22 protein-coding genes and 1 tRNA gene are annotated in these 21322 nt (G+C 62.3%); 9 read left to right on the top strand and 14 right to left on the bottom strand.

Annotated elements, in window-relative coordinates:
- Positions 1-2: 2 nt before the first annotated feature.
- The 6 genes from ACNJYA_RS00750 to ACNJYA_RS00725 form a co-directional block, all read right to left on the bottom strand.
- A complete protein-coding gene (locus tag ACNJYA_RS00750; RefSeq protein WP_172787840.1) occupies positions 3-1217 on the bottom strand; it encodes an aminotransferase class I/II-fold pyridoxal phosphate-dependent enzyme in 1215 nt (404 codons plus the stop codon).
- A gap of 232 nt (positions 1218-1449) precedes the next feature.
- Positions 1450-1854 (bottom strand): GFA family protein, encoded by a 405-nt coding sequence (locus ACNJYA_RS00745; protein WP_439401845.1) that lies wholly within the window; start codon positions 1852-1854, stop codon positions 1450-1452.
- A 204-nt stretch (positions 1855-2058) separates the two neighbouring features.
- Positions 2059-3507: an ammonium transporter gene (locus ACNJYA_RS00740; protein WP_212257864.1), complete on the bottom strand. Its 1449-nt coding sequence runs from the start codon at positions 3505-3507 to the stop codon at positions 2059-2061.
- A gap of 37 nt (positions 3508-3544) precedes the next feature.
- Positions 3545-3883 carry a P-II family nitrogen regulator gene (locus ACNJYA_RS00735; protein WP_008142813.1) on the bottom strand — a complete coding sequence of 113 codons (339 nt, stop codon included), beginning with the start codon at positions 3881-3883 and terminating at the stop codon, positions 3545-3547.
- 310 nt (positions 3884-4193) lie between these two features.
- Positions 4194-5495, bottom strand: a complete 1302-nt coding sequence (locus ACNJYA_RS00730; protein ID WP_172787843.1) for an ammonium transporter — start codon at positions 5493-5495, stop codon at positions 4194-4196.
- Positions 5496-5629: 134 nt separating this feature from the next.
- Complete coding sequence (locus ACNJYA_RS00725) at positions 5630-5968, bottom strand: P-II family nitrogen regulator (RefSeq protein ID WP_008142802.1); 339 nt, start codon at positions 5966-5968, stop codon at positions 5630-5632.
- Between the two features lie 248 nt (positions 5969-6216).
- Here ACNJYA_RS00725 and ACNJYA_RS00720 point away from each other — a divergent pair, with 248 nt between their 5' ends.
- Both ACNJYA_RS00720 and ACNJYA_RS00715 read left to right on the top strand, forming a co-directional pair.
- Complete coding sequence (locus tag ACNJYA_RS00720; RefSeq protein WP_439365069.1) at positions 6217-7107, top strand: DUF4339 domain-containing protein; 891 nt, start codon at positions 6217-6219, stop codon at positions 7105-7107.
- Positions 7108-7138: 31 nt separating this feature from the next.
- Entirely contained in the window at positions 7139-8002 is an 864-nt protein-coding gene (locus ACNJYA_RS00715; RefSeq protein ID WP_439401844.1) for a DUF4339 domain-containing protein, read from the top strand.
- Here ACNJYA_RS00715 and tesB read toward each other — a convergent pair.
- Entirely contained in the window at positions 7999-8862 is an 864-nt protein-coding gene (tesB, locus tag ACNJYA_RS00710) for an acyl-CoA thioesterase II (RefSeq protein ID WP_439365067.1), read from the bottom strand. The two genes, ACNJYA_RS00715 and tesB, sit on opposite strands and share 4 nt — an antisense overlap.
- Before the next feature lie 149 nt (positions 8863-9011).
- Here tesB and ACNJYA_RS00705 point away from each other — a divergent pair, with 149 nt between their 5' ends.
- Positions 9012-10232 carry a ubiquinone biosynthesis hydroxylase gene (locus tag ACNJYA_RS00705; RefSeq protein WP_439401843.1) on the top strand — a complete coding sequence of 407 codons (1221 nt, stop codon included), beginning with the start codon at positions 9012-9014 and terminating at the stop codon, positions 10230-10232.
- A 196-nt stretch (positions 10233-10428) separates the two neighbouring features.
- Here ACNJYA_RS00705 and ACNJYA_RS00700 read toward each other — a convergent pair whose 3' ends face one another.
- Complete coding sequence (locus tag ACNJYA_RS00700) at positions 10429-10626, bottom strand: Trm112 family protein (RefSeq protein WP_027535355.1); 198 nt, start codon at positions 10624-10626, stop codon at positions 10429-10431.
- A 120-nt stretch (positions 10627-10746) separates the two neighbouring features.
- Positions 10747-11277 carry a TetR/AcrR family transcriptional regulator gene (locus ACNJYA_RS00695; protein WP_212257866.1) on the bottom strand — a complete coding sequence of 177 codons (531 nt, stop codon included), beginning with the start codon at positions 11275-11277 and terminating at the stop codon, positions 10747-10749.
- A 90-nt stretch (positions 11278-11367) separates the two neighbouring features.
- Between ACNJYA_RS00695 and ACNJYA_RS00690 the strand changes: the two genes are divergently transcribed.
- The 4 genes from ACNJYA_RS00690 to ACNJYA_RS00675 all read left to right on the top strand — a co-directional run bounded on the left by ACNJYA_RS00690 (position 11368) and on the right by ACNJYA_RS00675 (position 15567).
- Positions 11368-11718: a hypothetical protein gene (locus ACNJYA_RS00690; RefSeq protein ID WP_172787848.1), complete on the top strand. Its 351-nt coding sequence runs from the start codon at positions 11368-11370 to the stop codon at positions 11716-11718.
- Between the two features lie 223 nt (positions 11719-11941).
- The gene (locus ACNJYA_RS00685; RefSeq protein WP_025033089.1) at positions 11942-12220 is read left to right on the top strand and encodes a PepSY domain-containing protein; all 279 of its coding nucleotides are present in this window, start codon (positions 11942-11944) and stop codon (positions 12218-12220) included.
- A gap of 63 nt (positions 12221-12283) precedes the next feature.
- Positions 12284-12877 (top strand): cytochrome b/b6 domain-containing protein, encoded by a 594-nt coding sequence (locus ACNJYA_RS00680; protein WP_212257867.1) that lies wholly within the window; start codon positions 12284-12286, stop codon positions 12875-12877.
- Positions 12878-13065: 188 nt separating this feature from the next.
- Positions 13066-15567, top strand: coding sequence for an EAL domain-containing protein (locus tag ACNJYA_RS00675; protein WP_439401842.1), 2502 nt, complete (start codon positions 13066-13068; stop codon positions 15565-15567).
- 136 nt (positions 15568-15703) lie between these two features.
- Here the strand turns inward: ACNJYA_RS00675 and ACNJYA_RS00670 are convergent, their stop codons facing one another.
- On the bottom strand, positions 15704-16381 hold the full coding sequence (locus ACNJYA_RS00670; protein WP_172787851.1) for an LON peptidase substrate-binding domain-containing protein: 678 nt from the start codon (positions 16379-16381) through the stop codon (positions 15704-15706).
- Positions 16382-16466: 85 nt separating this feature from the next.
- Positions 16467-17390: a thioredoxin gene (gene trxA, locus ACNJYA_RS00665; protein WP_172787852.1), complete on the bottom strand. Its 924-nt coding sequence runs from the start codon at positions 17388-17390 to the stop codon at positions 16467-16469.
- A 272-nt stretch (positions 17391-17662) separates the two neighbouring features.
- Here trxA and ACNJYA_RS00660 point away from each other — a divergent pair.
- Positions 17663-17737: transfer RNA gene (locus tag ACNJYA_RS00660), tRNA-Gly, on the top strand.
- Between the two features lie 293 nt (positions 17738-18030).
- Here the strand turns inward: ACNJYA_RS00660 and dcd are convergent.
- From dcd to ACNJYA_RS00645, 3 genes are read right to left on the bottom strand one after another with little or no spacing between them, the layout of a single operon-like run.
- Positions 18031-18645, bottom strand: a complete 615-nt coding sequence (gene dcd, locus ACNJYA_RS00655; protein ID WP_439401841.1) for a dCTP deaminase — start codon at positions 18643-18645, stop codon at positions 18031-18033.
- On the bottom strand, positions 18642-19976 hold the full coding sequence (locus tag ACNJYA_RS00650; protein WP_439401840.1) for a hypothetical protein: 1335 nt from the start codon (positions 19974-19976) through the stop codon (positions 18642-18644). The genes dcd and ACNJYA_RS00650 overlap by 4 nt, the downstream gene beginning before the upstream one ends.
- Positions 19977-19988: 12 nt before the next feature.
- Entirely contained in the window at positions 19989-20426 is a 438-nt protein-coding gene (locus ACNJYA_RS00645; protein WP_439401839.1) for a hypothetical protein, read from the bottom strand.
- Between the two features lie 342 nt (positions 20427-20768).
- Between ACNJYA_RS00645 and ACNJYA_RS00640 the strand changes: the two genes are divergently transcribed.
- Positions 20769-21218 carry a hypothetical protein gene (locus ACNJYA_RS00640; protein WP_439401838.1) on the top strand — a complete coding sequence of 150 codons (450 nt, stop codon included), beginning with the start codon at positions 20769-20771 and terminating at the stop codon, positions 21216-21218.
- The last annotated feature ends 104 nt before the right edge of the window (positions 21219-21322 follow it).

Genomic DNA, 21322 nt, shown 5'->3' with positions numbered 1-21322 from the left:
GCCTAACCCAGAGTCTCGACCAGCCGGTGCAGCGCCTGCGCCGTGGTCTCGCCGTCCTGCACCAGCGCAAGGCGGATATAGCCTGCGCCGGGATTGAATCCGTCAGGCTGCCGTCGCGCCAGGAAGCTGCCGGGCACCACGCGCACGCCGGCTTCCCTGAACAGCTTGAGCGTCACCGACACGTCGTCGCCGATCTCGGAGGTGTTGAGCCAGACGCAGAAGCCGGCATCGGGCCGGCGATAGCCGTAACGATTGCCGATGATCTGGTCGGCGAGATCGAACTTGATCCGGTACAGCCGCCGGTTCTCCTCGACATGCGCCTCGTCGCCATAGGCGACAGTCGCGACATGCTGGAGCGGCACCGGCACTTGGGGTGCTGCGATGTTGCGCAGCTCGAGGAACATGCCGATCAATTTCTTGTCGCCGGCGGCGAAGCCGACGCGCAGGCCCGGCAGGTTGGAGCGCTTGGACAGCGACTGGAATGCAACCACGCGCGTGAAGTCGGGACCGGCGCATTCCAGCGCGCTGCCGGGAGCCTCGCGGGTGTAGATCTCGGAATAACACTCGTCGCTGAGGATCACGAAGCCGTAGCGGTCGGCGAGCTGCTTCAAGCGCTTGAAATAATCGGGCTTCGCGACCGAGCCCTGCGGATTGGCGGGCGAAGCCAGGTAGAACGCCACTGTGCGCGCCAGCGTCGCTTCGTCGATGGCGTCGAGATCGGGCAGGAAGCCGTTCTCGACGGTCGTCGGCAGATGGATCGGCTCGCAAGCGGCCGCAAGAGCGCCTGCGCCGTAGACCGGATAGAACGGGTTCGGCATCAGGATCGCGGGCTTGCCCGGACGCGGGCCGACATAGCGGGCGGCCGCGATCGCGGCGAGGAACAGCCCCTCGCGGCTGCCATTGAGGACGAGAATCTCGGTTTTGGGGTCGAGCGACCGCGGCAGCTTGAAGCGCGATGACAGCCAGGCGCCGGCGGCGTTGCGGAACGGCTCGGTGCCCTGGTTCATCGGGTAACGGCCGAAATCGGCGATGTGCTTGGCCAGCACCGGCCCAACGAAGTCGGGCACGGGATGCTGGGGCTCGCCGACCGCAAGCGAAATCAAAGGCTTGCCCGGCTGATGCGGGGCCAAGAGCTCATTCAGCCGGACGAAGGGCGAGCGTTCGGAATCGGAGCTTCCACTGGCCTGCGGCGCACGGGATGAAGCGGTCATGACCATTCTGGGCGCCAGTACTCTTGGAACGGCCGGTCGCACCAAGGCGCCGGCGGGAAGCGGTTCAGTTCACCATAGATAGGGCGAGGTTAAGACGCGATTAACCATCGGCCGCCGCCCGCGTCCAGAGCGGGAATAATCGGGCCGGACAACAACAGGATGGGAGCGACCAGGCGGGCAGGTTCCCCCACCTCTCCCGCTTGGCTTGCGAGAGAGGGAGCGCACCGTCATGGCGGCTTCAGCGCCCCGGCAGCTTCTCGAACGTCTTCATGCCCTCGGGGACCGTGTGGAATTCCTGCATGTCGCAGGTGTAGATCGCCATCTGCGGCTGGAACTGCGCCGGCTCGTCGAGCGTGCCGACCTTCAGGATCGCGGCGGGCAGGCCCGGAACCTTGGTCACGAGATGCGTGCCGCATTCGGCGCAGAATTCGCGCGTGACGGGGCGTTCGAGGTCCTTGCGCCGGAACTGCTTGGGTTGACCGGTGATGTAGGTGAAGCCGGCCGCCGGCATCGCGATGAAGGTGTTGGGCGCGCCGCCCGAGATGTACTGGCATTCGCGGCAATGACACTGCGCCTGCATCATCGCATCGCCCTCGGCCACGTAGCGCACCTCGCCGCAATAGCATCCGCCTTCCAAACGCATGACGACCTCCCGTTTGTTATCTTTGTGGTCGATATTTCTGCGCCGCCCGCGCGGAATGGCAATCCTTTTCTTCAACGCCCCGGTCAAAAGAAAGGGGCTCCAGCTTGCGCCGGAGCCCCTCAACGGTCAGGGCATTGCCGGGTATGTGCCCGAACCGTAGTTGTGGGCGCGGTCCCCGAGGAGACCGCGCCCGGGAGGAGAGGGTTACATGTTGTAGGCGCGCTCGGTGTGCTCGGTGATATCGAGGCCTTCACGCTCGCTCTCGACATTGGCGCGGAGGCCAACGATCACATCGACCACCTTGTAGAGGATCGCCGAACCGACGCCCGACCACACCAGCGTGGTGGCGACAGCCTTGAGCTGAGCGAGCACCTGAACCGCGAAGTCGTAGTCGGCGACCTTCGGCGGGATCGCGGTGTAGTCGATGATGCCGGCGCCGCCGAGGGCGGGGTTGACGAGAATGCCGGTGCCGATGGCGCCGACGATGCCGCCGATGCAGTGCACGCCGAACACGTCGAGCGAGTCATCGTAGCCGAGCGCGTTCTTCACGACGGTGCAGAAGAACAGGCAGACCACGCCGACCACGAGGCCGAGGACGATCGCGCCCATGACGCCGGCAAAGCCAGCCGCAGGCGTGACGGCCACGAGACCCGCGACGGCGCCGGAGATGACGCCCAGCACGGAGGGATGGCCCTTGATGATCCACTCCGCGAACATCCACGACAGCGCAGCGGCCGCGGTGGCGACGAAGGAGTTGGTCATGGCGAGCGCAGCGCCGCCGCTGGCTTCGAGGTTGGAGCCGGCGTTGAAGCCGAACCAGCCGACCCAGAGCAGCGAGGCGCCGATCATCGACATGGTCAGCGAGTGCGGAGCCATCAGCTCCTTGCCGTAGCCGACGCGCTTGCCGATCAGGAGAGCGCCGACGAGGCCTGCGATGCCGGCGTTGATGTGCACCACGGTGCCGCCCGCGAAGTCGATGGCGCCCATCTTGAAGATCCAGCCGGCGTCGGCGTTGATCTCGTCGAGCTTGGCCTGTGCCGCGGTCTTCGCCGCCGCATCACCCGCCGCAGCGAGCGCCTTGGCAGCGTCCTGGATCATGTCCGGGCCGGGCCAGTACCAGACCATGTGCGCGATCGGGAAGTAGATCAGCGTGACCCAGAGCGGAATGAAGAGCGCGATCGCCGAGAACTTCATGCGCTCGGCGAAGGCGCCGACGATGAGGGCGGGCGTGATCGCCGCGAAGGTCATCTGGAAGCACATGTAGATGAGCTCCGAGATGTTGGCGTCGACCGAGAAGGTCGCGGCCTTCGAATCGGTGGTGACGCCCATCATGAAGGCCTTGGAGAAGCCGCCGATGAAGTCGGAGCCGCCGGTGAAGGCGAGGCTGTAGCCGTACACGGCCCAGATCACGGTGACGACGCAGACGGTGTAGAACACCTGCATCAGGACCGAGAGCATGTTCTTGGAACGGACGAGACCGCCGTAGAACAGTGCGAGGCCGGGGATCGTCATCAACAGCACGAGCACTGTCGATGTCAGCATCCAGGCGTTGTCTCCCTTGTTGACCGTTGGCTCGGCGTAGGCTGCGGTCGCAGCGAACAGGCCGACTGCGAGAGCCGCCAATCCCGCGCCATGGGGACGCTTGAACGTCATATTATTTACTCCTGCTTGGATAAGGTTGAGCGCGAAATCAGAGGGCCGCGGCATCGGCCTCGCCGGTGCGGATGCGCACGGCGTGGTCGAGGTTGATGACGAAGATCTTGCCGTCGCCGATCTGTCCGGTTTTCGCGGCGGACGTGATGGCGTCGATGGTCTTGTCGACCTGGTCGGAGGCGACAGCGACCTCGATCTTGATCTTGGGCAGGAAGCTCACGGCATATTCAGCGCCGCGATAGATTTCCGTATGGCCCTTCTGGCGGCCATACCCCTTGACTTCCGTCACCGTGAGACCGTGAACGCCGATGGCGGTCAGGGCGTCACGGACTTCTTCAAGCTTGAATGGCTTGATAATCGCCATAACAATTTTCATGGGTCCTATCCCCGCTTGGGCCCGGTCCGGACGTGGCCGGGCGTTCTCGACTGGTTCGCCACGAGGGAGAAGTTTCACTACGCGGGCACAGCCGGGACCCCTAGAATCAAATGCCGTGCCAGATCAGGCGTGTTGCCTAACGGACTATGAAGACGGGCGTTTTCGCGTTTGACGGGTATTGCAATGCAGTGCGTTATTACGTCGCGCTTAAAAGGTGATCACACCTGCTCAAAACGAGGGCACGACAGCCTCCCGACACAATGTTGCTCACGTGTCGGGCAGCAGGAAGGTAATTACGTAGCAGCAGGGCCTATTGCAGGGCTTCACCGTGCTGCGAAATATCCAGTCCCTCGAGCTCGTGCTCGCGGGATACGCGCAACGGCACGAACAGGCCGACCAGCTTGAGCAGGATGAAGCTGACGCCCGCCGACCAGACGAAGGTCACGGCGACGCCGTAAAACTGGATCAGGAGCTGCTGCGGATGGCCCTCCAGCAGGCCGGCGGTGCCGCCGATGGCGCTGGTGGCGAACACGCCGCCGAGCAGGGTCCCGGTCAGGCCGCCGATGCCGTGGACACCGAAGACGTCGAGCGAATCGTCGTAGTCGAAGCGGTGCTTCAGCCAGGTACAGGCCCAGTAGCAGACCGCACCGGCAATGATGCCGATGACGATGCCGTGCCATGGCGCGACGAAGCCGGAGGCCGGCGTGATGGTGCCGAGACCTGCGACCGCGCCCGAGATCATGCCGAGCACCGAGGGCTTGCGCCGCGTCGACCACTCGATCGCGCCCCAGGTCAGCGCGCCCGCGCAGGCGGCAAGATGGGTCGCGATGATCGCCATCACTGCGCGCGAATTGGCCGCGCCCGCCGAGCCGCCGTTGAAGCCGAACCAGCCGACCCACAACAGGCCGGTGCCCATCACCGCGAGCGACAGATCGAACGGCGAGAGATTCTCGGTGCCGTAGCCGTGACGGCGTCCCATCACCTTGGCCGCAACGAGGCCGCCGGTGCCGGCCGACAGATGCACGACGAGACCGCCGGCGAAATCGAGCACGCCCATGCTGTTGAGGAAGCCGCCGCCCCACACCCAATGCGCCAGCGGAATGTAGACGAAGATGAACCAGGCGACGGAAAACAGGAGATACGCCGAGAACCGCATGCGGTCGGCGACCGAGCCTGCGACCAGCGCCACCGTGATGATGGCAAATGTCATCTGGTACAGCATGAACAGCGCTTCCGGGATCGTCTTGGCCGCAGGGTTGACGCTGTCCAAGGTCATGCCGGCGAGAAACCAGCGATCGAGCGTGCCGATCCAGGGGCCGTCGCCGACGAAGCACAGCGAATAGCCGAACGCCACCCAGAGAATGGAGATCAGCGTCACCGCGGCGAGGCTCTGCGCCATGGTGGCGAGCACGTTCTTCTTGCGCACCATGCCGGAATAGAACAGCGCGAGCCCGGGGATCGTCATCATCAGCACCAGCGCGGTCGCGACGATCATCCAGGCCGTGTCGGCGGTGTTGATCTCATTGGCCGCCGCGTGCGCCGGCGAAGCTACGACGGACACAAATCCGATTGGCGCAGCCATAGCAGCTGCGCGGCGCAACAATCCCGCCATGTCATTCCCCCCGGCATCAATTGGCGTCGCACGCTGTGGCGTCGTTGCCCGGTGCGATCGAAGCAGTCGTGTCAGAGCGTTTTCGAGCGAAGTGGATACCGGTTCGCGTGAAGAAAACGCGTCAAAACAAAAAGTCAGAGCGCGTCGCTGTCGGTCTCGCCGGTGCGGATGCGCAGCGCGTGGTCGATCGGCGTGACGAAGATCTTGCCGTCGCCGATCTGCCCGGTGCGCGCCGTCGCGGTGATCACGGCGACCGCCTTGTCGGCGACGTCGGAGGCGACCGCGATCTCGATGCGCAGCTTCGGCAGGAAGTTCACGACATATTCGGCGCCGCGATAGATCTCGGTGTGGCCCTTCTGCCGGCCATAGCCCTTCACTTCGGTCACGGTCATGCCGTGCACGCCGATTGCCGTCAGGGCCTGGCGGACCTCATCGAGCTTGAAGGGTTTGATGATCGCGACGACGAGTTTCATGGTCTGGCCTATTCCCCGGGATGCGCCGCGCCGTATGTCCCCGGCGCTGCGTCAATCTGGCATCTTTCCGGGCAAATGGCACAAAAAAGTTGCAGATTGAAGCGGAAAAACGTTTGGCCAAGGGTGGTCATGTGAACGGCCGCCTCTGTACAGGGCAGCTGTTCATCCTTCACAATGCATTTTTGGCATGGATGCGGTGAACCCAGGCGTCCCGGCCGGTACATACGTAAGTTCGAGGGGGACGTTCCATGGCGAGTTGGTTCTACGCATCCGAGGGCAAGCAGCAGGGGCCCTTTCCGGAAGGGCAATTCCGCGATCTCGTCGCCCAGGGCGTGGTGCGTCCGGACACGCTGGTGTGGACCGAGGGCATGGCCGGCTGGCAGAAGGCCGCCGAAATTCCCGGCCTGATTGGTGGCGGCGCGCCGCCGATGGTCCCAGGCGGCGGGCCCCCGATGATGGGTGGCGGTGGTTATGGCGGCGCAGTGCGCGGCGGATCACTCGGCGTCGATTTCGGCATCTGGGACTTCACCTGGCGCACGCTCGTGCTCGCGATCGGCTCGTGCTTCATTATCCCGGTGCCGTGGCTGTTCGTCTGGTACACGAAATGGATCGTGCCCTGCATCAAGGTCCCCGGGCGCCCCAATCTCAGCTTCACCGGCAGCGCGATGACGCTGGTGCCCTGGTTTTTCGGCTTCATCGTTCTGGCGATCGCGCTCGGCTTCGTCGGCAGCCAATTGCTGAGCAATCTGCTGTTCATCGTCCAGATCGTGCTCTACTGGCTGCTGATCAAATGGATGATCGCGAACCTCGCCTCCAACGGGCAGCCGCTGGGCTTGAGCTTCACCGGTTCGGTCTGGGCCTATGTCGGCTGGAATCTGCTGTTCGCGATTTCCATCATCACCATCATCGGCTGGGCCTGGGTGGCCGCGGCCCAGATGCGCTGGTTCTGCCGCAGCATCGAGGGTACGCGGCGCGAGATCGTTTTCAAGGGCTCGGGTCTCGACATTCTCTGGCGCGGCATCGTGGCTGCGATCCTGTGCAGCCTCATCATCCCGATCCCGTGGGTGTATCGCTGGATCATGAACTGGTTCGCCTCGCAGACCGAGCTCGCGCCGCGCGGCTCGCAGGCAGCCATGTGACGCCGCTGGCTTTCGCTAGCGAGCAGACGAGATGTCGAATCGCATCTGGTTTCACGCATCCGGCGGCAAGCAGAATGGTCCGTTTCCGGAGGCGCAATTTCGCGACCTCATCGCCCAGGGCGCAGTGACCGCCGATACGCTGGTCTGGGCTGAAGGGATGGCGGGCTGGCAGAAGGCCGGCGAGGTGCCGGGGCTCATTCCCGGCGCCGCGCCGTCGTCCTTGCCGGTCGATGGCGGTTCGGGCGGTGCCAGCGGTGGTCCGCTATCGGTGGACCTTCCCGTCTGGTCGTTCCTGGGATGGTGGATTCTGCTGATCCTAGGTAGTCTCCTTGTGATCCCGTCGCCCTGGACCGGGACAGGCTATTATCGCTGGCTCTTCCCGCGCATGCACGTTCCGCGGCGGCCGAACCTTGCCTTTACCGGCCAGGTTGGAGACCTCTGGTACGTCTTCATCGGGATGGCGCTGGCGGCCTATTTGGGCCATATCGACAGCACCCTTCAGATCCTGACGCTACCGATTCAGGCGATCTTGTCCTGGGTGCTCATACGCTGGGTGGTCGCCAATATCAGCTCGAACGGTCAGATGCTGCCGATGACGTTCACCGGCAGCGTCTGGAGTTTCCTTGGCTGGCAGATCCTCATGATCCTCGCCGTGTTCACGATCGTCGGCTGGGCCTGGGTCATGGCCGCGTGGACGCGATGGATTTGCCGTCACGTCAGCGGAACGCGCCGCGAGATGGTCTTCACCGCCACCGGTTTTCAACTGCTTTGGCGCACCGTCGCTTTTTTCCTCGGATGCCTTTTCATCATTCCGATTCCGTGGCTGCTACGCTGGTATTTCGCCTGGGGCATGACACAGTTCGTACTCGTCGAGCGCACGAGGGCAACGATCTAAGACTTCCGCTCGCGCACCGAGCCTTCCTGCGCGACGGAGGCGACCAGCGTGCCGTCCGGCTTGAAGATCGAGCCGCGGGTCAGGCCGCGGCCGGATTGCGCGCTCGGCGAATCCTGCGCATAGAGCAGCCATTCGTCGGCACGGAACGGGCGGTGAAACCACATCGCGTGGTCGAGGCTCGCCGGCATCATGCGCTTGTCGAACAGCGTGCGGCCATAGCGCGCCATGATCGCGTCGAGCAGCGAGAAGTCCGAGGCATAGGCGAGCGCGCACATGTGCAGCGCCGGGTCGTCAGGCAGCTTCGCGGCGGTCCTGATCCAGACGTGGATGCGGCCGTCGTCGATCTTCTGGCCGAAATAGCGGCCGAGCTCGACCGGACGAAGCTCGATCGGCCGATCGGATTCGTAGTAGCGGCGGATGAAGTCCGGCATCTCCTTGAACATCGGCTGCTTCGCCACCTCCTCCGCCGTCAGCTTTTCCGGCGGCGGCACATCAGGCATCTTGTCCTGGTGGTCGAACGCAGTCTCTTCCTCGGCATGGAACGACACCATGATCGAGAAGATTGCGTTGCCGTGCTGGATCGCGGTGACGCGGCGGGTCGAATAGCTCTTGCCGTCGCGCAGACGCTCGACCTGGTAGATGATCGGGATCTGCGGATCGCCCGGCAGGATGAAATAACAATGCAGCGAATGCGGCAGCCGGCCCTCGACGGTGCGGCAGGCCGCGACCATCGCCTGCCCGATCACCTGGCCACCGAACACCCGCTGCCAGCTCGTCTTCGGGCTGTTGCCGCGGAACAGGTTCACCTCGAGCTGCTCGAGGTCGAGGATCGCGATCAGGTCGATCAGGCCTTTGGACATGAACACAGCACTCTGAAGTCGTCATTCCGGGCTCGCGACTTCGTCGCGCCCCGGAATGACACAATGGGGCTAGCTGCCCTCGTTTCACCGCACTGTTTCGCCCAGCTCAAGTCTGCTAGCAAGACCGAGAATTGACCGGGAAGCTTGGTATGTCGGTACAGGGTAGCATTGTCATTGGTGGCGGCGCGTTTGCCGGCCTCGCGCTGGCCTTGGCGCTGCGCCAGGGGCTGGGGCCCGAGATCCCCGTCGTCGTCGCCGATCCCGCGCTCGGCACGCGGCCGAGCCGCGACCCACGCGCCACTGCGATCGTCGCCGCCTGCCGCCGCCTGTTCGAGACGATCGGGGCCTGGGACGACGTGCGGGGCGAGGCCCAGCCGATCCTCGACATGGTCGTCACCGATTCCAAGCTGGAGGACGCCACCCGTCCGGTGTTCCTGAACTTTGCCGGCGACGTCGCGCCGGGCGAGCCCTTCGCGCATATGGTCGAGAACCGTCGGCTGATCGATGCGCTGGTGGTGCGTGCGGAGGCCGAAGGCATCGATCTCAGCGCCACCCCGGTCGCGTCTTACGATGCGCGCTCCGACGGCATCGACGTGACGCTCGGCGACGGCAGCGTGATCGCGGCGAGCCTCTTGGTCGCCGCCGATGGTGCGCGCTCGAAATTGCGCGAGCGCGCCGGCATCGCCACCCATGGCTGGGAGTACGACCAATCCGGCATCGTCGTCACCGTCGGCCATGAGCGCGATCATGAGGGCCGCGCCGAAGAACACTTTCTGCCGGCCGGTCCCTTCGCGATCCTGCCGCTCACCGGCAAACGCTCCTCGCTGGTGTGGACCGAGCGCCGCACGGAGGCCGCGCGCATCATCGCCCTCAGCGACGAGGAATTCCATGCGGAGCTCGAGCAGCGCTTCGGCCTGCATCTCGGCGAGGTCAAGGTGCTCGACAAGCCGCGGGCCTTTCCGCTGTCTTATTTCGTCGCGCGGTCCTTCATCGCCGAGCGCCTTGCGCTGGTCGGCGATGCCGCCCATGTCATCCATCCGATCGCGGGTCAGGGCCTCAACATGGGCCTGAAGGACGTCGCCGCGCTGGCCGAAGTGGTGGTCGATGCCGCGCGGCTCGGCATGGATATCGGCGGGGCGGACGTACTCGAACGCTACCAGCGCTGGCGCCGCTTCGACACGATGGCGATGGGCGTCGCCACCAACTCGCTGAATTTCCTGTTCTCCAACCAGTCGACGCTGTTGCGCACGGTGCGCGACATCGGCCTCGGCCTCGTCGACCGCGCCCCGCCGCTGAAGAACCTCTTCATCCGCCAGGCCGCCGGCCTCACCGGCGAGGTGCCGCGGCTGTTGAAGGGCGAGGCGTTGTAGCCGCAACCTCTCCTGTCATCCCGGGGCGCGCGTAGCGCGAGCCGCGATCCATAGCCACGGGATGTAGTTTGGCGAAGACCCGGAGTTACCAGCTCGCGTCAGAACCTCTCCCTGTGGTTATGGGTCCCGGGCTCGCTTCGCGCCCCGGGACGACAGCGAGAGTGTTGCATGGCCGTCGTGCGATACGGCCATCCACTCAATCGATCTTGCGCGCCTCTTCCGGCAGCATGATCGGGATGCCGTCCCGGATCGGATAAGCGAGCTTGGCGCTGCGCGAGATCAGCTCCTGCTTTGCGGAATCGAATTCCAGCGGGCCCTTGGTCAGCGGGCAGACCAGGATCTCCAGCAGTTTTGGATCGACGCTGGGTTCGGGACGTTCGGTGGGCGCGTTCATGGGAGTCTCCGGCACTCGCCTGCCTTTACCATAGAAATTCGCACCCGCCATCACGGCCTCAGGTTGTTGTTTACGCATGATCTTTCCGGAAAACCGCTTCGCACTTTTCCGGATCATGCTTTAGGCGCAGACCATCGCCAGGAGCTCGTCGAGCATGGCCTGCAGCCGCGCGGCCGTGATTGACGGGCCCGACAGGGCGAAACCGAGAAATGTCCAGTACAGGATCTGCGCGCGGGCCACCGCCGTTGCCGGGGCCTGCCCACGCTTTTGCAGCAGCTCTTCGATGTAGTCGAGCCTGCGGCGGTCGATTGCGCGCACCGCCCCTTGCGCGCTCGCATCGAACGCCGCCCAATTGCGCACGGCGCGCTCGAGGTCGAGCCGCGCGCCGAAGGATCTCCGCAGCAGCATCCTGAGCGGCTCGTCGCTGGCCGCTTCGACGTCGGCGATGATCTGCTCGGCCGCGATCTCGCGCCAGCGCTTCAGCACCGCGGCGTGAAACGCGGCCAGATCGGCGAAATGCCAATAGAAGCTGCCGCGCGACACCCCCATGGCCTTGGCGAGCGGATCGGCCTTCAGCGCCGTGAAGCCGCTTCTGGCCAGTGCCTTGAGGCCCTGGCTGGTCCAGTCGTCGGCGGAGAGCTGTTGGTTCATGTCACTTCCCGGAATCGTGCCATACACTAGTGTATTGACAGGCGACTGGCCAGGCGCTATCGATCCATACATCAGTGTATGGAGGCGTTGATGCGTGATCTGCTGCTCCAGTGCGCCGGCGTCGTGACCATCGCCTCGGCCCTCATCCACGGCTACCTCGGCGAGGCCAAGGTCTTCGCCCGCGTGCGCATCGAGCCGGAGCGGCTCCGCACCCTGATCCGGCTGGTGTGGCAGACCTCGACCGTAGCCTGGATCGGCGGTGGCATGCTGCTGATTGCGGTGCCGTGGATGCAATCGGAGCCGGCTCGCCACTGGATCGTCGCCACCATGGCCTGTGTGCTCGGCCTTTCCGCCCTCGCCAACGCCTGGGCGACGCGCGGCCGGCATTTCGGGTGGATGGCGCTCAGTGCGGTCGTCGTGATGTCGGTTGCCGGGTACTAGCTGCGCTTCCACGGATGAGGCGTAAGGCCGCGGCGGTGACGCAAAATCCCCATTCTCCGCAGAGAGCGCTCACGTTTTCGTTCATCTTAGAACTGATCTAAATTCAACAATAGAACTTATCTAAAGCGGACCAAGCCCCTCATTGTTGACTTCACCCCCCTCTTTGCTTCCTTCGGTGTGCTCCGCGGCTCCGCGCAGCGCCCACGACAGAGAGGAGAAGTTCGTGAAGGTCATTCGAGTTGTTGCCATTGCACTGACGATCGGGATTGGCGCGGGATCGACGGCGATGGCCGACGGTTTCAAGAATTGCACCAAGCTCGACAAGGCGTCGTGGAAGCCCGCCAGCGAAGCCGAAGCCAAGGCCAAGGCACTGGGCTATGAGGTGCGGCGCTCCAAGGTCGAAGGCTCCTGCTACGAGGTCTACGGCGTCAAGGAAGGCAAGCTCTACGAGCTGTTCTACAGCCCCGAAGATCTCAGCCTGAAGCACACGATCGCCAAGTAGGTTGCTAATAGGTCGGCTGCGCGACGCGTTCTGCGCAAAGCAGGGCTCGAGGATGGTCTTTGCTTGATTGAAGAAGCGATGCCAGAAGCTCGCGGGGTGTCCGACCGGACCCCCGCCGAGCGAACCGCGCCGCGGACGATCGCTGTCTGGGACCTGCCGCTGCGCCTCTGGCACTGGGCTCTCGCAGTCGGCGTTCTGGCCGCCTGGTTCACGCCGACCGTCTATGACGGCCTTCACCGCGTGGTCGGCTATACGGTGCTGGGGCTTCTCGCGTTTCGCCTGGCCTGGGGCGTCTGGGGAAGCCGCTATTCGCGCTTCCGCATGGTCGGCGTCCGGCTGCGCGCCTCGCCCCGCTATCTCTGGAATCTGCGCCGCGGCATCACCGGCCGCTACATCGGGCTCAATCCCGCCGGCACGCTGATGCTGGTCGCGCTGCTGGCCTCGCTCGCCGTTTCGACCATCACGGGAGCGATGTCGGTGACCGTCACGTTCTTCGGCGTGTGGTGGGTCGAAGACGCTCACCATTATTCATCGGATGCCGTCATCGTTCTGGTCGTGCTCCACGTCGTTGGCGTGGTGCTGATGGGAATCCTGCAGCGCGAGAACCTGATCCGCGCAATGATCACCGGACGCAAGCGCATCCGCGGCCACCTTTAGAGCATGAGCCGGAAACGCGCATAGCTGTTTCCCAGCGCGACAAGCGCGAAGCGCGTTAGCCCGACAGATCAAATTTTACGGACGACGTTAGCATGCCGCTAAGCGTGCAATCAGGCGCGGCACAAAATTAACGCGAATGGCGATTAGCCCGTCCAGCATCGACAATATCGACGATGAGGCGAGACTGGATGTTCCGCGTTTTCTCCTGCCTTACGACCGAGCACGATTGGCGGCTCGTCGTACTCGCTGCCCTGGTCTGCTTCGTTGCCAGCATCGTCGCGGTCAGCATCTTTCACCGCGCGATCGCGACGCGCGCGAGAACCCGGTGGATCTGGATCGCCATTGCCGGCGCGGCCATCGGATACGGCATCTGGGCCACGCATTTCGTCGCGATGCTCGCCTACGAGCCCGGCGTCACGACGGGCTACGGCATCGTGTTGACCGCGTCCTCTCTCGCAGCGGCAATGCTGCTGACCTCGGTCGGCTTCGGCGTCGCGGTCGTCACGTCCGGCCGCTGGCGCGCGGCGGCTGGCGGCATCATCATCGGCGGCGGCATTGCCAGCATGCACTATATCGGGATGTGGGCTCTTGAAGTGCCGGGCCGAGTCTCCTGGTCCGTCGACCTCGTCCTCCTCTCCATCGTTCTGGGCATGTGCCTCGGCTACGCTGCGCTGGCGGTCGCGCTCACCCGCCAGGGTTATCGGGGCACGCTCGCCGCGGCCGTCCTGCTGACGCTCGCCATCGTCTCGCATCACTTCACGGCCATGGGCGCCGTGCAGATCACACCGGATCCGGCGCGCGCGACCGATACGCTTTCGCTTTCTCCGGCCTTCCTCGCGCTCGCCATCGCCGGTGTCGCATTGTCCGTGCTGGGGATGAGCCTGATCGGCGTGCTTGCCGATCGTCGTCTGGCGACCAGAACCGCCAGGTTCGAGGAGATCATCAGCCAGCTTTCCATCGCACGGCAGCAGCTCGAAGGGTCGCAGAACGACCTCAAGGAACAGAAGCTGAGGCTGGACACGGCCATCAACCACATGGTCGAGGGCCTTTGCATGTTCGACGCCGAGAAGCGGCTCGTCATCTGCAACGAGCGTTACGCCCGGCTGTACCGGCTGCCGTCGGAATTGCTGCGCGCGGGAACTCCGCACCGCGATATCATCAGACATCGCGTCACCAGCGGCATACTCGAAGGCGAGGCCAGCGATTTCGCCGCCGAACGGCAGATCGCCAAGCTCGATGCACTGCCGATCCATGCCGTGTCGAGCCGCATCGACGCGTTCGCCGATGGCCGGCTGATCTGCGTGACGCGGCAGCCGATGGCCGGCGGCGGCTGGGTGGCCACGCACCTGGATGTCACCGAGCAACGCCGGTCCGAAGCCAAGATCACCTACATGGCGCAACATGATGCGCTGACGGAGCTGCCGAACCGCGTGCTGCTCAAGGCGCGTCTGGAGCCCGCTCTTGCCGATACGCGTGGCGGAAACCTCCATTTGGCGGTTCTCTTGCTCGATCTCGACCGCTTCAAGGAGGTCAACGACACGCTCGGACATCCGGCGGGTGACCTGCTGCTGCGTTCGGTCGCCGCGCGCCTGCTGGATTGCGTCAGGGAGACGACGTTCGTCGCCCGATTGGGCGGCGACGAATTCGCAATCGTCGATTACGTGACCAATCCAGCCGCGGACGCGGCCTCTCTCGCCGAGGCGATTCATGCCGCGCTCAGCGCGCCGTTCGATCTCGGCGATCATCAGGTCATCGTGGGCACCAGCATCGGCATCGCCCTTGCACCCCAGGACGGCGCCGATTCCGACACGATCCTCAGGAGCGCGGATCTGGCCCTCTACTCGGCGAAGAGCGCCGGACGTGGCGCATTTCGCTTCTTCGAGCCGGAGCTGGACCAGCTCCTGCGTGCGCGCCGCAACCTGGAGCGGGATCTGCGGAAGGCGCTTGCGAGAAGCGAATTCGAGCTCCACTACCAGCCGTTCGTCAATTTGAACAGCGGCGAGACCTGTGGTTTCGAGGCGTTGCTGCGTTGGCATCACCCCGAGCGCGGTCTGGTCTCGCCAGGCGAATTCATTCCCGTCGCAGAGGAAACCGGCTTGATCCTGCCGCTGGGGGAATGGGTCTTGAGAACCGCCTGCGCCGAAGCGGCAAAATGGCGTTCCGACCTGAAGATCGCGGTCAACCTGTCTCCAGCGCAATTCAGGAGCAGGGAGCTCGTGTCGACGATCGTGGGCGCATTGGCGGCTTCGGGGATTGCGTCAGACCGGCTCGAGCTCGAGGTCACCGAAACCGTCATCATGCACGACAGCGGGACCGTATTCGCAGCACTCAGCCAGCTGCGCGAGCTCGGGGTGCGGATTGCCCTCGACGATTTCGGCACCGGCTATTCGTCGCTCAGCTTTCTGCAGAAGTTTCCGTTCGACAAGATCAAGATCGATCGCAGCTTCGTCAGCGAGCTGTCCAGTCCGATGGAGGAGCCTCATCGGATCGCGCGGGCCGTGGTCCAATTCGCCACGAGCCTCGGCAAGACGTCCACCGCCGAAGGCGTCGAAACCGCCGAGCAACTGGACATCCTGCGCCAAGAGGGCTGCGTCGAGGCACAGGGCTTCTATCTCAGCCCGCCGATGCGGGCCTCGACGATCGCGCGGCTGGTGGACCGAAAGGCCGAGGCGGGCGAGTTTGCCGCTTAGAGCATGATCCGGACCCGAAGGGCCGCGTCAGCGCAAAGTGCGTAGCGGTTTTCCGAAAAGATCATGCTCAAACAAAAACCCAAAGCGCGATGAGGATTCATCCTGATCGCTTCGCGCTTTAGGTCGCGCGGGACCTTCACTGCAGCGGCGGATCGCCGCTGGTGCGCTTCTTGGCGAGGTCCATCTCGGTGACGGCGATCAGGATCTCGGCGCGGGTCTTCAGGTCGGGCGCCTCCAGCATCGCCTGCTTCTCCGCGGGGCCGTAGGGCGACATCATCGCCAGCGCGTTGACCAGCGCCTCGTTGGGCGCGCTCTCGACGCCTTCCCAGTCGACCTTGAGATTGTTGGCCTTCAGGAAGTCCGCCAGCACCGCCAGCAGCGCCTCGCGGTCGACCTCCTCCTCGCCCATGCGCGCGGTGAAGTCGTCGACGAATGCGAAGAAGTCCACCTTGCACTGCCGATAGGGGGTGAGCACCTCGAGCTCCTCGACCACCTTGAAGCGCGAAACGCCGGTGAGCTCGAGGATGTAGCGGCCGTCGCCGGATTCGGCGAGCTGGGTGATGCGGCCGACGCACCCGACGCGGAACAGCGCCGGCTTGTCGGAATCCTTCCGCGAATGCGCAACGTCGGGCTGGATCATGCCGATCAGGCGATGCCCGTCGCGGAAGGAATCGTCGACCATCGCGAGGTAGCGCGGCTCGAAGATGTTGAGCGGCATCTGGCCGCGGGGCAGCAGCAGCGCGCCCGGCAGCGGAAAGACCGGGATGATCTCCGGGAGGTCGGCGGGCCCGCGATATTCGATGTTGATCGGCATCTGCCCGGTCCCACTGGCGTTGCTAGCGCATGATCCGGAAAAGTGTGGAGCGGTTTTCCGAACAGATCATGCTCAAAAAAGGCCGTTACGAAAACAGGATCGTCGACAAACGTTTGCGGCCTTCGACGGTTGCATCATCCGTGCCGCCCCAGGCCTCGAAGAACTGCACCAGCTGCTTGCGGGCGCCGTCGTCGTTCCATTTGCGGTCGCGCTTGACGATCTCGAGCAGCTGCTCGGTCGCCGCCGCGCGGTTGCCTTGGGCGTTGAGCGCGGTGGCAAGGTCGAAACGGGCCTGATGATCGAGCGGATTTGCGGCGACTTTCTGTTCCAGCTCGGCGACCGGCCCGAGCGATTTCGCCTGCTCGGCGAGATCGATCGCGGTCTGCACGGCCTTCACGGCCGGGTCGTTGCGCTTGGATTCCGGCACCATGGCCAGCGTCTGCTTGGCCTGCTCCATCGCGCCGGAGACGGCGTAGCACTTCGCGAGGCCCGCAAGCGCCGCGATGTTGGTCGAATCATGCTGCAGCGCCTCGGCATAGATCTGCGCGGCCGCCGCCGCGTCGCCCTCGGCGAGCACCGCGTCGGCCTCCTGCACGATCTCGGCGACGTTGACCTCGCCCGGCGCGGTGACGCCCTTGGTCAGCCGCTCGATGAAGGCGTTGACCTGGCTCTCCGGCACCGCGCCCATGAAGCCGTCGGCCGGCTGGCCGTTGACGAAGGCGATCACGGCCGGGATCGACTGGATGCCCATCTGGCCCGGGATCGCCGGATGGTGGTCGATGTTCATCTTGACCAGCTTGACCTTGCCCTTGGCCGCCTTCACCGCCTTCTCCAGGACGGGGGTGAGCTGCTTGCAGGGGCCGCACCATTCCGCCCAGAAATCGATCAGCACGGGCTGGCGCTTCGATTCCTCGATGACATCCTTCACGAAGGTCTGGGTGGTGGTGTCCTTGATCAGGTCGGCCGCAGCCGGGCCCGCCGCTCCGTTACCCTGGTCGATGATCGTCACGGGATTCCCTCGTCATGTCTGGAATGGCGGCTCTTTAGCACGCCGCCGCGTCATATGCTTGTGGTCGGCTCCTAAATTGGGCCGAATGGGCCGAATTTCAATCCAGGCCGCGCGATTCGCCGGTTCCGGGACATTTCCGCCCGATTTGGCCAGCTTCGGGCTCCATATGGGGGCCTCAAATGCGAATTGATGCCGCCGGTAGCTGTTGCATTCCCCTCCCGCTTTTGGCATACGACAGCCGTTGCCGGCGCGTCACGCGACCGACACAGGATGCGGGTGTAGCTCAGTGGTAGAGCACGACCTTGCCAAGGTCGGGGTCGAGGGTTCGAGCCCCTTCGCCCGCTCCAATTTTCTCCCAAAGCATCCAGCCAAACCGGATCGGGACGCGGTTTTCCGCGCCGCTGGCGGCTGTTCGGGTTTGCAATGGCAATTCTCCGTCACCGGCAGGCGACGGACACCTCAGGGAGGCAATTCTGCAAAAGCTTGCCGAAGCGGTCGCCGCCTCCATCTTGCCGCGTATTATGCGACTGAATCCCGGGCGGCCTCTAACGATACCCGAATACGCAGGGCAAGTATCTCAGCCGCTGAATACGCGCACCAGCGACTAGTTTAGGTGCGAAAGTGTTGTGAATAGCGAGCATTAGGTGTCGGGAATAAAAGGGCCGTCGTGCTTCGAAATATCACCTTGGGTCGGTTCGAAGGACAAGGTGAACTGGCTCTTATTCTCGTCCGGCCTCGTCGTGTCGCCGTCGACCAATGAAAATGCAATTTGAGCGATTCTCAATCCTGGATATAGCGCAATTGGGATGTCGCCAAGATTAGCAAGCTCCAGCGTTGCGATACCTTCGTAGTTGGGCTCGATAAGTACGGCGGTGGCGATACTCAAGCCTTCCCGAGCCCACGTCGATCTCGCGGTCACATTGCCCATGATGTTGCTAGGCAACTTAATCCATTCGAGTGTTGGAACGAGTGCTAGCGATCCAGGGTGAAGTAGAAACCTTGTATCGAAGGGTATCTCGTATCGCTCATGCTTCTGCTGGCGATACAGTTGGTCTCTTTCAGATGAGGAACGGGATCGTTTGGATTCCGCCGGATCTACGTGAGATGATCCGCGCGATCGAACCATCAGAACAACGTTTCCCATCCTCAAATCTATGCTGGCAGCCCCGATCTGACGTTTAGAAAGAATAGGGGAAACAACGAGCGATTGATCACGCAATCGTCTGAGTAATTCGCCTCTGCCAAGTACAGTCATTTCATTTTCTTCAGGATGGCGATTGCAATAGCTCGCTGTTGGAGCAGCGCTTGATCGCAAAGCATGTTGGCTTGCAGAAACGACAGCGGCTCGGTTGTAAGATGTTTGTGGCCAAGCGAGTAAATCCAGCCGGCGTATAGCGTGTGGGAAATGCTGGTATCACTGAGTATCGGCTCACCAAGTGGACCAAGTTCCGCGATAATGGGCGGAAGCCGCTTTTGCAATTGAAGAACTAGTTTAGTGAGGCTGTTGTCAGTTGGTGCAACATAACCAAGCTGACCGTACCTTGCGAACACTTCCTGAATTCCATCAATCGCGGTTTGCAGCTGGGCATCCGATAGAAGAGTGCACCAAGCGGCAAAAGAGTCGTGATGTATGTAGTTTAGTAATTCCTGCTCGGCCTGTCTTACGGGAGATTGAGAAGTAACCGGCTTATCCCAACCAAGGAGTTGGATTGCTTTAACGATCAACCTGTCTCGCATCGCATAAGGTGGATGCGTGGGGTCTGTCGCGGGCGCGAACTCATATGGATTAGGATGCGTGGGGCTCAAATAGAACTTATGTGCCGCAGCGAATCCAGGCCCAAATAAGATCAATCCGAACAGATCGCATATAAATTCATCGATCCACGAAAGCAGGTAGAAGTCGTTCATTCTGTAAGTTACGCCGGGATTCAAAGCCTCGTATTGGCGAAGCTCAATTTTGATTTCCTGTGGCGCGTTGTTATCATGAAGCCAAGCCGTCATCGCCGCAGCATTAGAAAGAGGACCGTGTGACTGCAGCGCGGACATGACCTTTTTTTGTAGGATCGTGCCAGCGCCGACAGTATGAAGGGCTGTGTGCCCTAACTCGTGACCGAAGAGAGAATGCAGGAGTACGTGATGTTTTAACGGCTTTGGAAAGGCAATGAATGCGAACTTATTCTTGCTACTAGGTGAGGTTCCTTCGTAATGAATTAGATAACCTTCGCCATCTGACACAATGTGCACAATGGGAGGGGTACTTGAGCCTAGTAGGTTCGTATCGGCCAGAAGCGTTTCGGCCATCTTGCGGAGCGCTTCCGCGAAAGGCCACGAAAACTCTCCAAGGCGGGAGCGCTCGATAAGGGATATCCAAACAGAGAGGCCTGATAGCTCATCAAGCCGCGCTTGGATTTTGTACAGGTCGCTTTCGCGAGTTGTCTTGATAGCTTCTTTGATGCGCTCCAGTCGGTCACAGCACTCGCGATAATACTCGCGAGTTGGTGAGGGACCGTAGTCATAACGAAGCGTCTCGCTGAGCGCCCTCTCGACGTTACCTGATTGCTGTTTCAGAAACTCAAGAGGGGTCATTCAAGCCCACTATTAGAGACGCTCAACTAATGCTTGAAAAAAAGAAACGACACGCGCTTTTACCTCTGGGGCGGGAAGCTCCGCAACTGTTGGATATGCGATGGCGCGTAAAACGTTTTCGACGGTCTCAATCGCTTGATCTCTCGGTTGCCCCCCAAATGCAGTCTGGGTGGCTTGATCGAGAGCCTCCCGCACTTCTCTCACATTCCTCTCAATAGGAGGGCGCAAAGTAAGTCTATTTGGATCAGTTTGAGCTTGTTCGCCAGACGAGATCTCTTGTCCAAAAAAGGCGTCTTTCCGGAAAGACTGAAGCAGGCGATACATATTATTCAGCGCGACTTCTTGGGATTCGCCTGCGGATGGGTTGTCGATGCTGGCAAGCGCCATGCTTGCCAAAAGCCGCGCCGTTCCGCGGGCGTCGCTTCTGCCCTGTGCAGCCATGATGGGCATTTTGTTCTCCTAGAATTTTACCCAAATTGCTCTACGGTACGCGGGAGCGTCGAAGCTGATGGAACTTGCGAACAGCGGACCTGCCGTTGTCCGAGGTAACGCCAATCAGACAATCATCAGAAGCTAAGGGTGTTCAAATGCCCCTGATATTGCGATGATTTTACTTACAATACACCAGATGTGGATATTCGCCAGCCCCCGACGCCTTCGCTCAAGCTCATTGATAGAACAAATTGAGAACATCCACAAGACTTCCCTTGTGTCGTTGCGCTAGAGTTATACCCAAATTGACCCATGGCTCGGCCTAGCGGAACCCCCCTTATCAGCGAGAGAGATTCGAAAGTGAGCGTTGCGGTAGCGCACATAGAATCGCGTGGCCGGCTCAATATCCTTCCGCGGTGGCGCAGCAAGGTGTCGTGGCTTCGTTCTGCCAGCGAGGATGTTGAAGCATTAATGATCTTTTCCGAACCGGGACTAATCTCTATTCGGGATTGGAATACTCATAGCCCTTCGATCTTGAGTCGGATTGAGGAGCTATCAGCGTCCAGTGGTGAAGACTCGCTGGAAGCCCTGAGACTCATTCATGATCGCTATCAGAAGTTGGTAATACCCTTCAAAGAGCGCCCGACCTTGTGCGACGAAGCTCTCGCGCATTTAGAAATAGACTTGGATAACGATACGAAATCATTGGTCTATGTTTGTACGTTTCCGGATTGGATTGACCTCATGTCGTCGGGGTATCGAAAGATTAAACTATTGCAGGGACATCCTCTTATCAGCGATTTGCCGTAGCTGCACTGATTGCGGCGATGTCGGAGAAAATGCATGGCACGACAAAGCTAGAAATGGAAAGTGGTTCTGTCGGTTGTCGTGATGCCTTTGGCAACCATCTCCGA

This window comes from Bradyrhizobium sp. BLXBL-01 (assembly GCF_051853025.1).
Taxonomy (GTDB): Bacteria; Pseudomonadota; Alphaproteobacteria; order Rhizobiales; family Xanthobacteraceae; genus Bradyrhizobium.
Note: the sequence above shows the minus strand (reverse complement) of the source record. Positions and strands in the feature narration are given on the sequence as shown.

Excerpts from the sequence above, each read along its gene's own strand:
- ACNJYA_RS00750 (WP_172787840.1), bottom strand. The coding sequence starts at position 1,217 with ATGGTCATGACCGCTTCATCCCGTGCGCCGCAGGCCAGTGGAAGCTCC.
- ACNJYA_RS00745 (WP_439401845.1), bottom strand. The coding sequence starts at position 1,854 with ATGCGTTTGGAAGGCGGATGCTATTGCGGCGAGGTGCGCTACGTGGCC.
- ACNJYA_RS00740 (WP_212257864.1), bottom strand. The coding sequence starts at position 3,507 with ATGACGTTCAAGCGTCCCCATGGCGCGGGATTGGCGGCTCTCGCAGTC.
- ACNJYA_RS00735 (WP_008142813.1), bottom strand. The coding sequence starts at position 3,883 with ATGAAAATTGTTATGGCGATTATCAAGCCATTCAAGCTTGAAGAAGTC.
- ACNJYA_RS00730 (WP_172787843.1), bottom strand. The coding sequence starts at position 5,495 with ATGGCGGGATTGTTGCGCCGCGCAGCTGCTATGGCTGCGCCAATCGGA.
- ACNJYA_RS00725 (WP_008142802.1), bottom strand. The coding sequence starts at position 5,968 with ATGAAACTCGTCGTCGCGATCATCAAACCCTTCAAGCTCGATGAGGTC.
- ACNJYA_RS00720 (WP_439365069.1), top strand. The coding sequence starts at position 6,217 with ATGGCGAGTTGGTTCTACGCATCCGAGGGCAAGCAGCAGGGGCCCTTT.
- ACNJYA_RS00715 (WP_439401844.1), top strand. The coding sequence starts at position 7,139 with ATGTCGAATCGCATCTGGTTTCACGCATCCGGCGGCAAGCAGAATGGT.
- tesB (WP_439365067.1), bottom strand. The coding sequence starts at position 8,862 with ATGTCCAAAGGCCTGATCGACCTGATCGCGATCCTCGACCTCGAGCAG.
- ACNJYA_RS00705 (WP_439401843.1), top strand. The coding sequence starts at position 9,012 with ATGTCGGTACAGGGTAGCATTGTCATTGGTGGCGGCGCGTTTGCCGGC.
- ACNJYA_RS00700 (WP_027535355.1), bottom strand. The coding sequence starts at position 10,626 with ATGAACGCGCCCACCGAACGTCCCGAACCCAGCGTCGATCCAAAACTG.
- ACNJYA_RS00695 (WP_212257866.1), bottom strand. The coding sequence starts at position 11,277 with ATGAACCAACAGCTCTCCGCCGACGACTGGACCAGCCAGGGCCTCAAG.
- ACNJYA_RS00690 (WP_172787848.1), top strand. The coding sequence starts at position 11,368 with ATGCGTGATCTGCTGCTCCAGTGCGCCGGCGTCGTGACCATCGCCTCG.
- ACNJYA_RS00675 (WP_439401842.1), top strand. The coding sequence starts at position 13,066 with ATGTTCCGCGTTTTCTCCTGCCTTACGACCGAGCACGATTGGCGGCTC.
- ACNJYA_RS00670 (WP_172787851.1), bottom strand. The coding sequence starts at position 16,381 with ATGCCGATCAACATCGAATATCGCGGGCCCGCCGACCTCCCGGAGATC.
- dcd (WP_439401841.1), bottom strand. The coding sequence starts at position 18,645 with ATGACTGTACTTGGCAGAGGCGAATTACTCAGACGATTGCGTGATCAA.
- ACNJYA_RS00650 (WP_439401840.1), bottom strand. The coding sequence starts at position 19,976 with ATGACCCCTCTTGAGTTTCTGAAACAGCAATCAGGTAACGTCGAGAGG.
- ACNJYA_RS00645 (WP_439401839.1), bottom strand. The coding sequence starts at position 20,426 with ATGCCCATCATGGCTGCACAGGGCAGAAGCGACGCCCGCGGAACGGCG.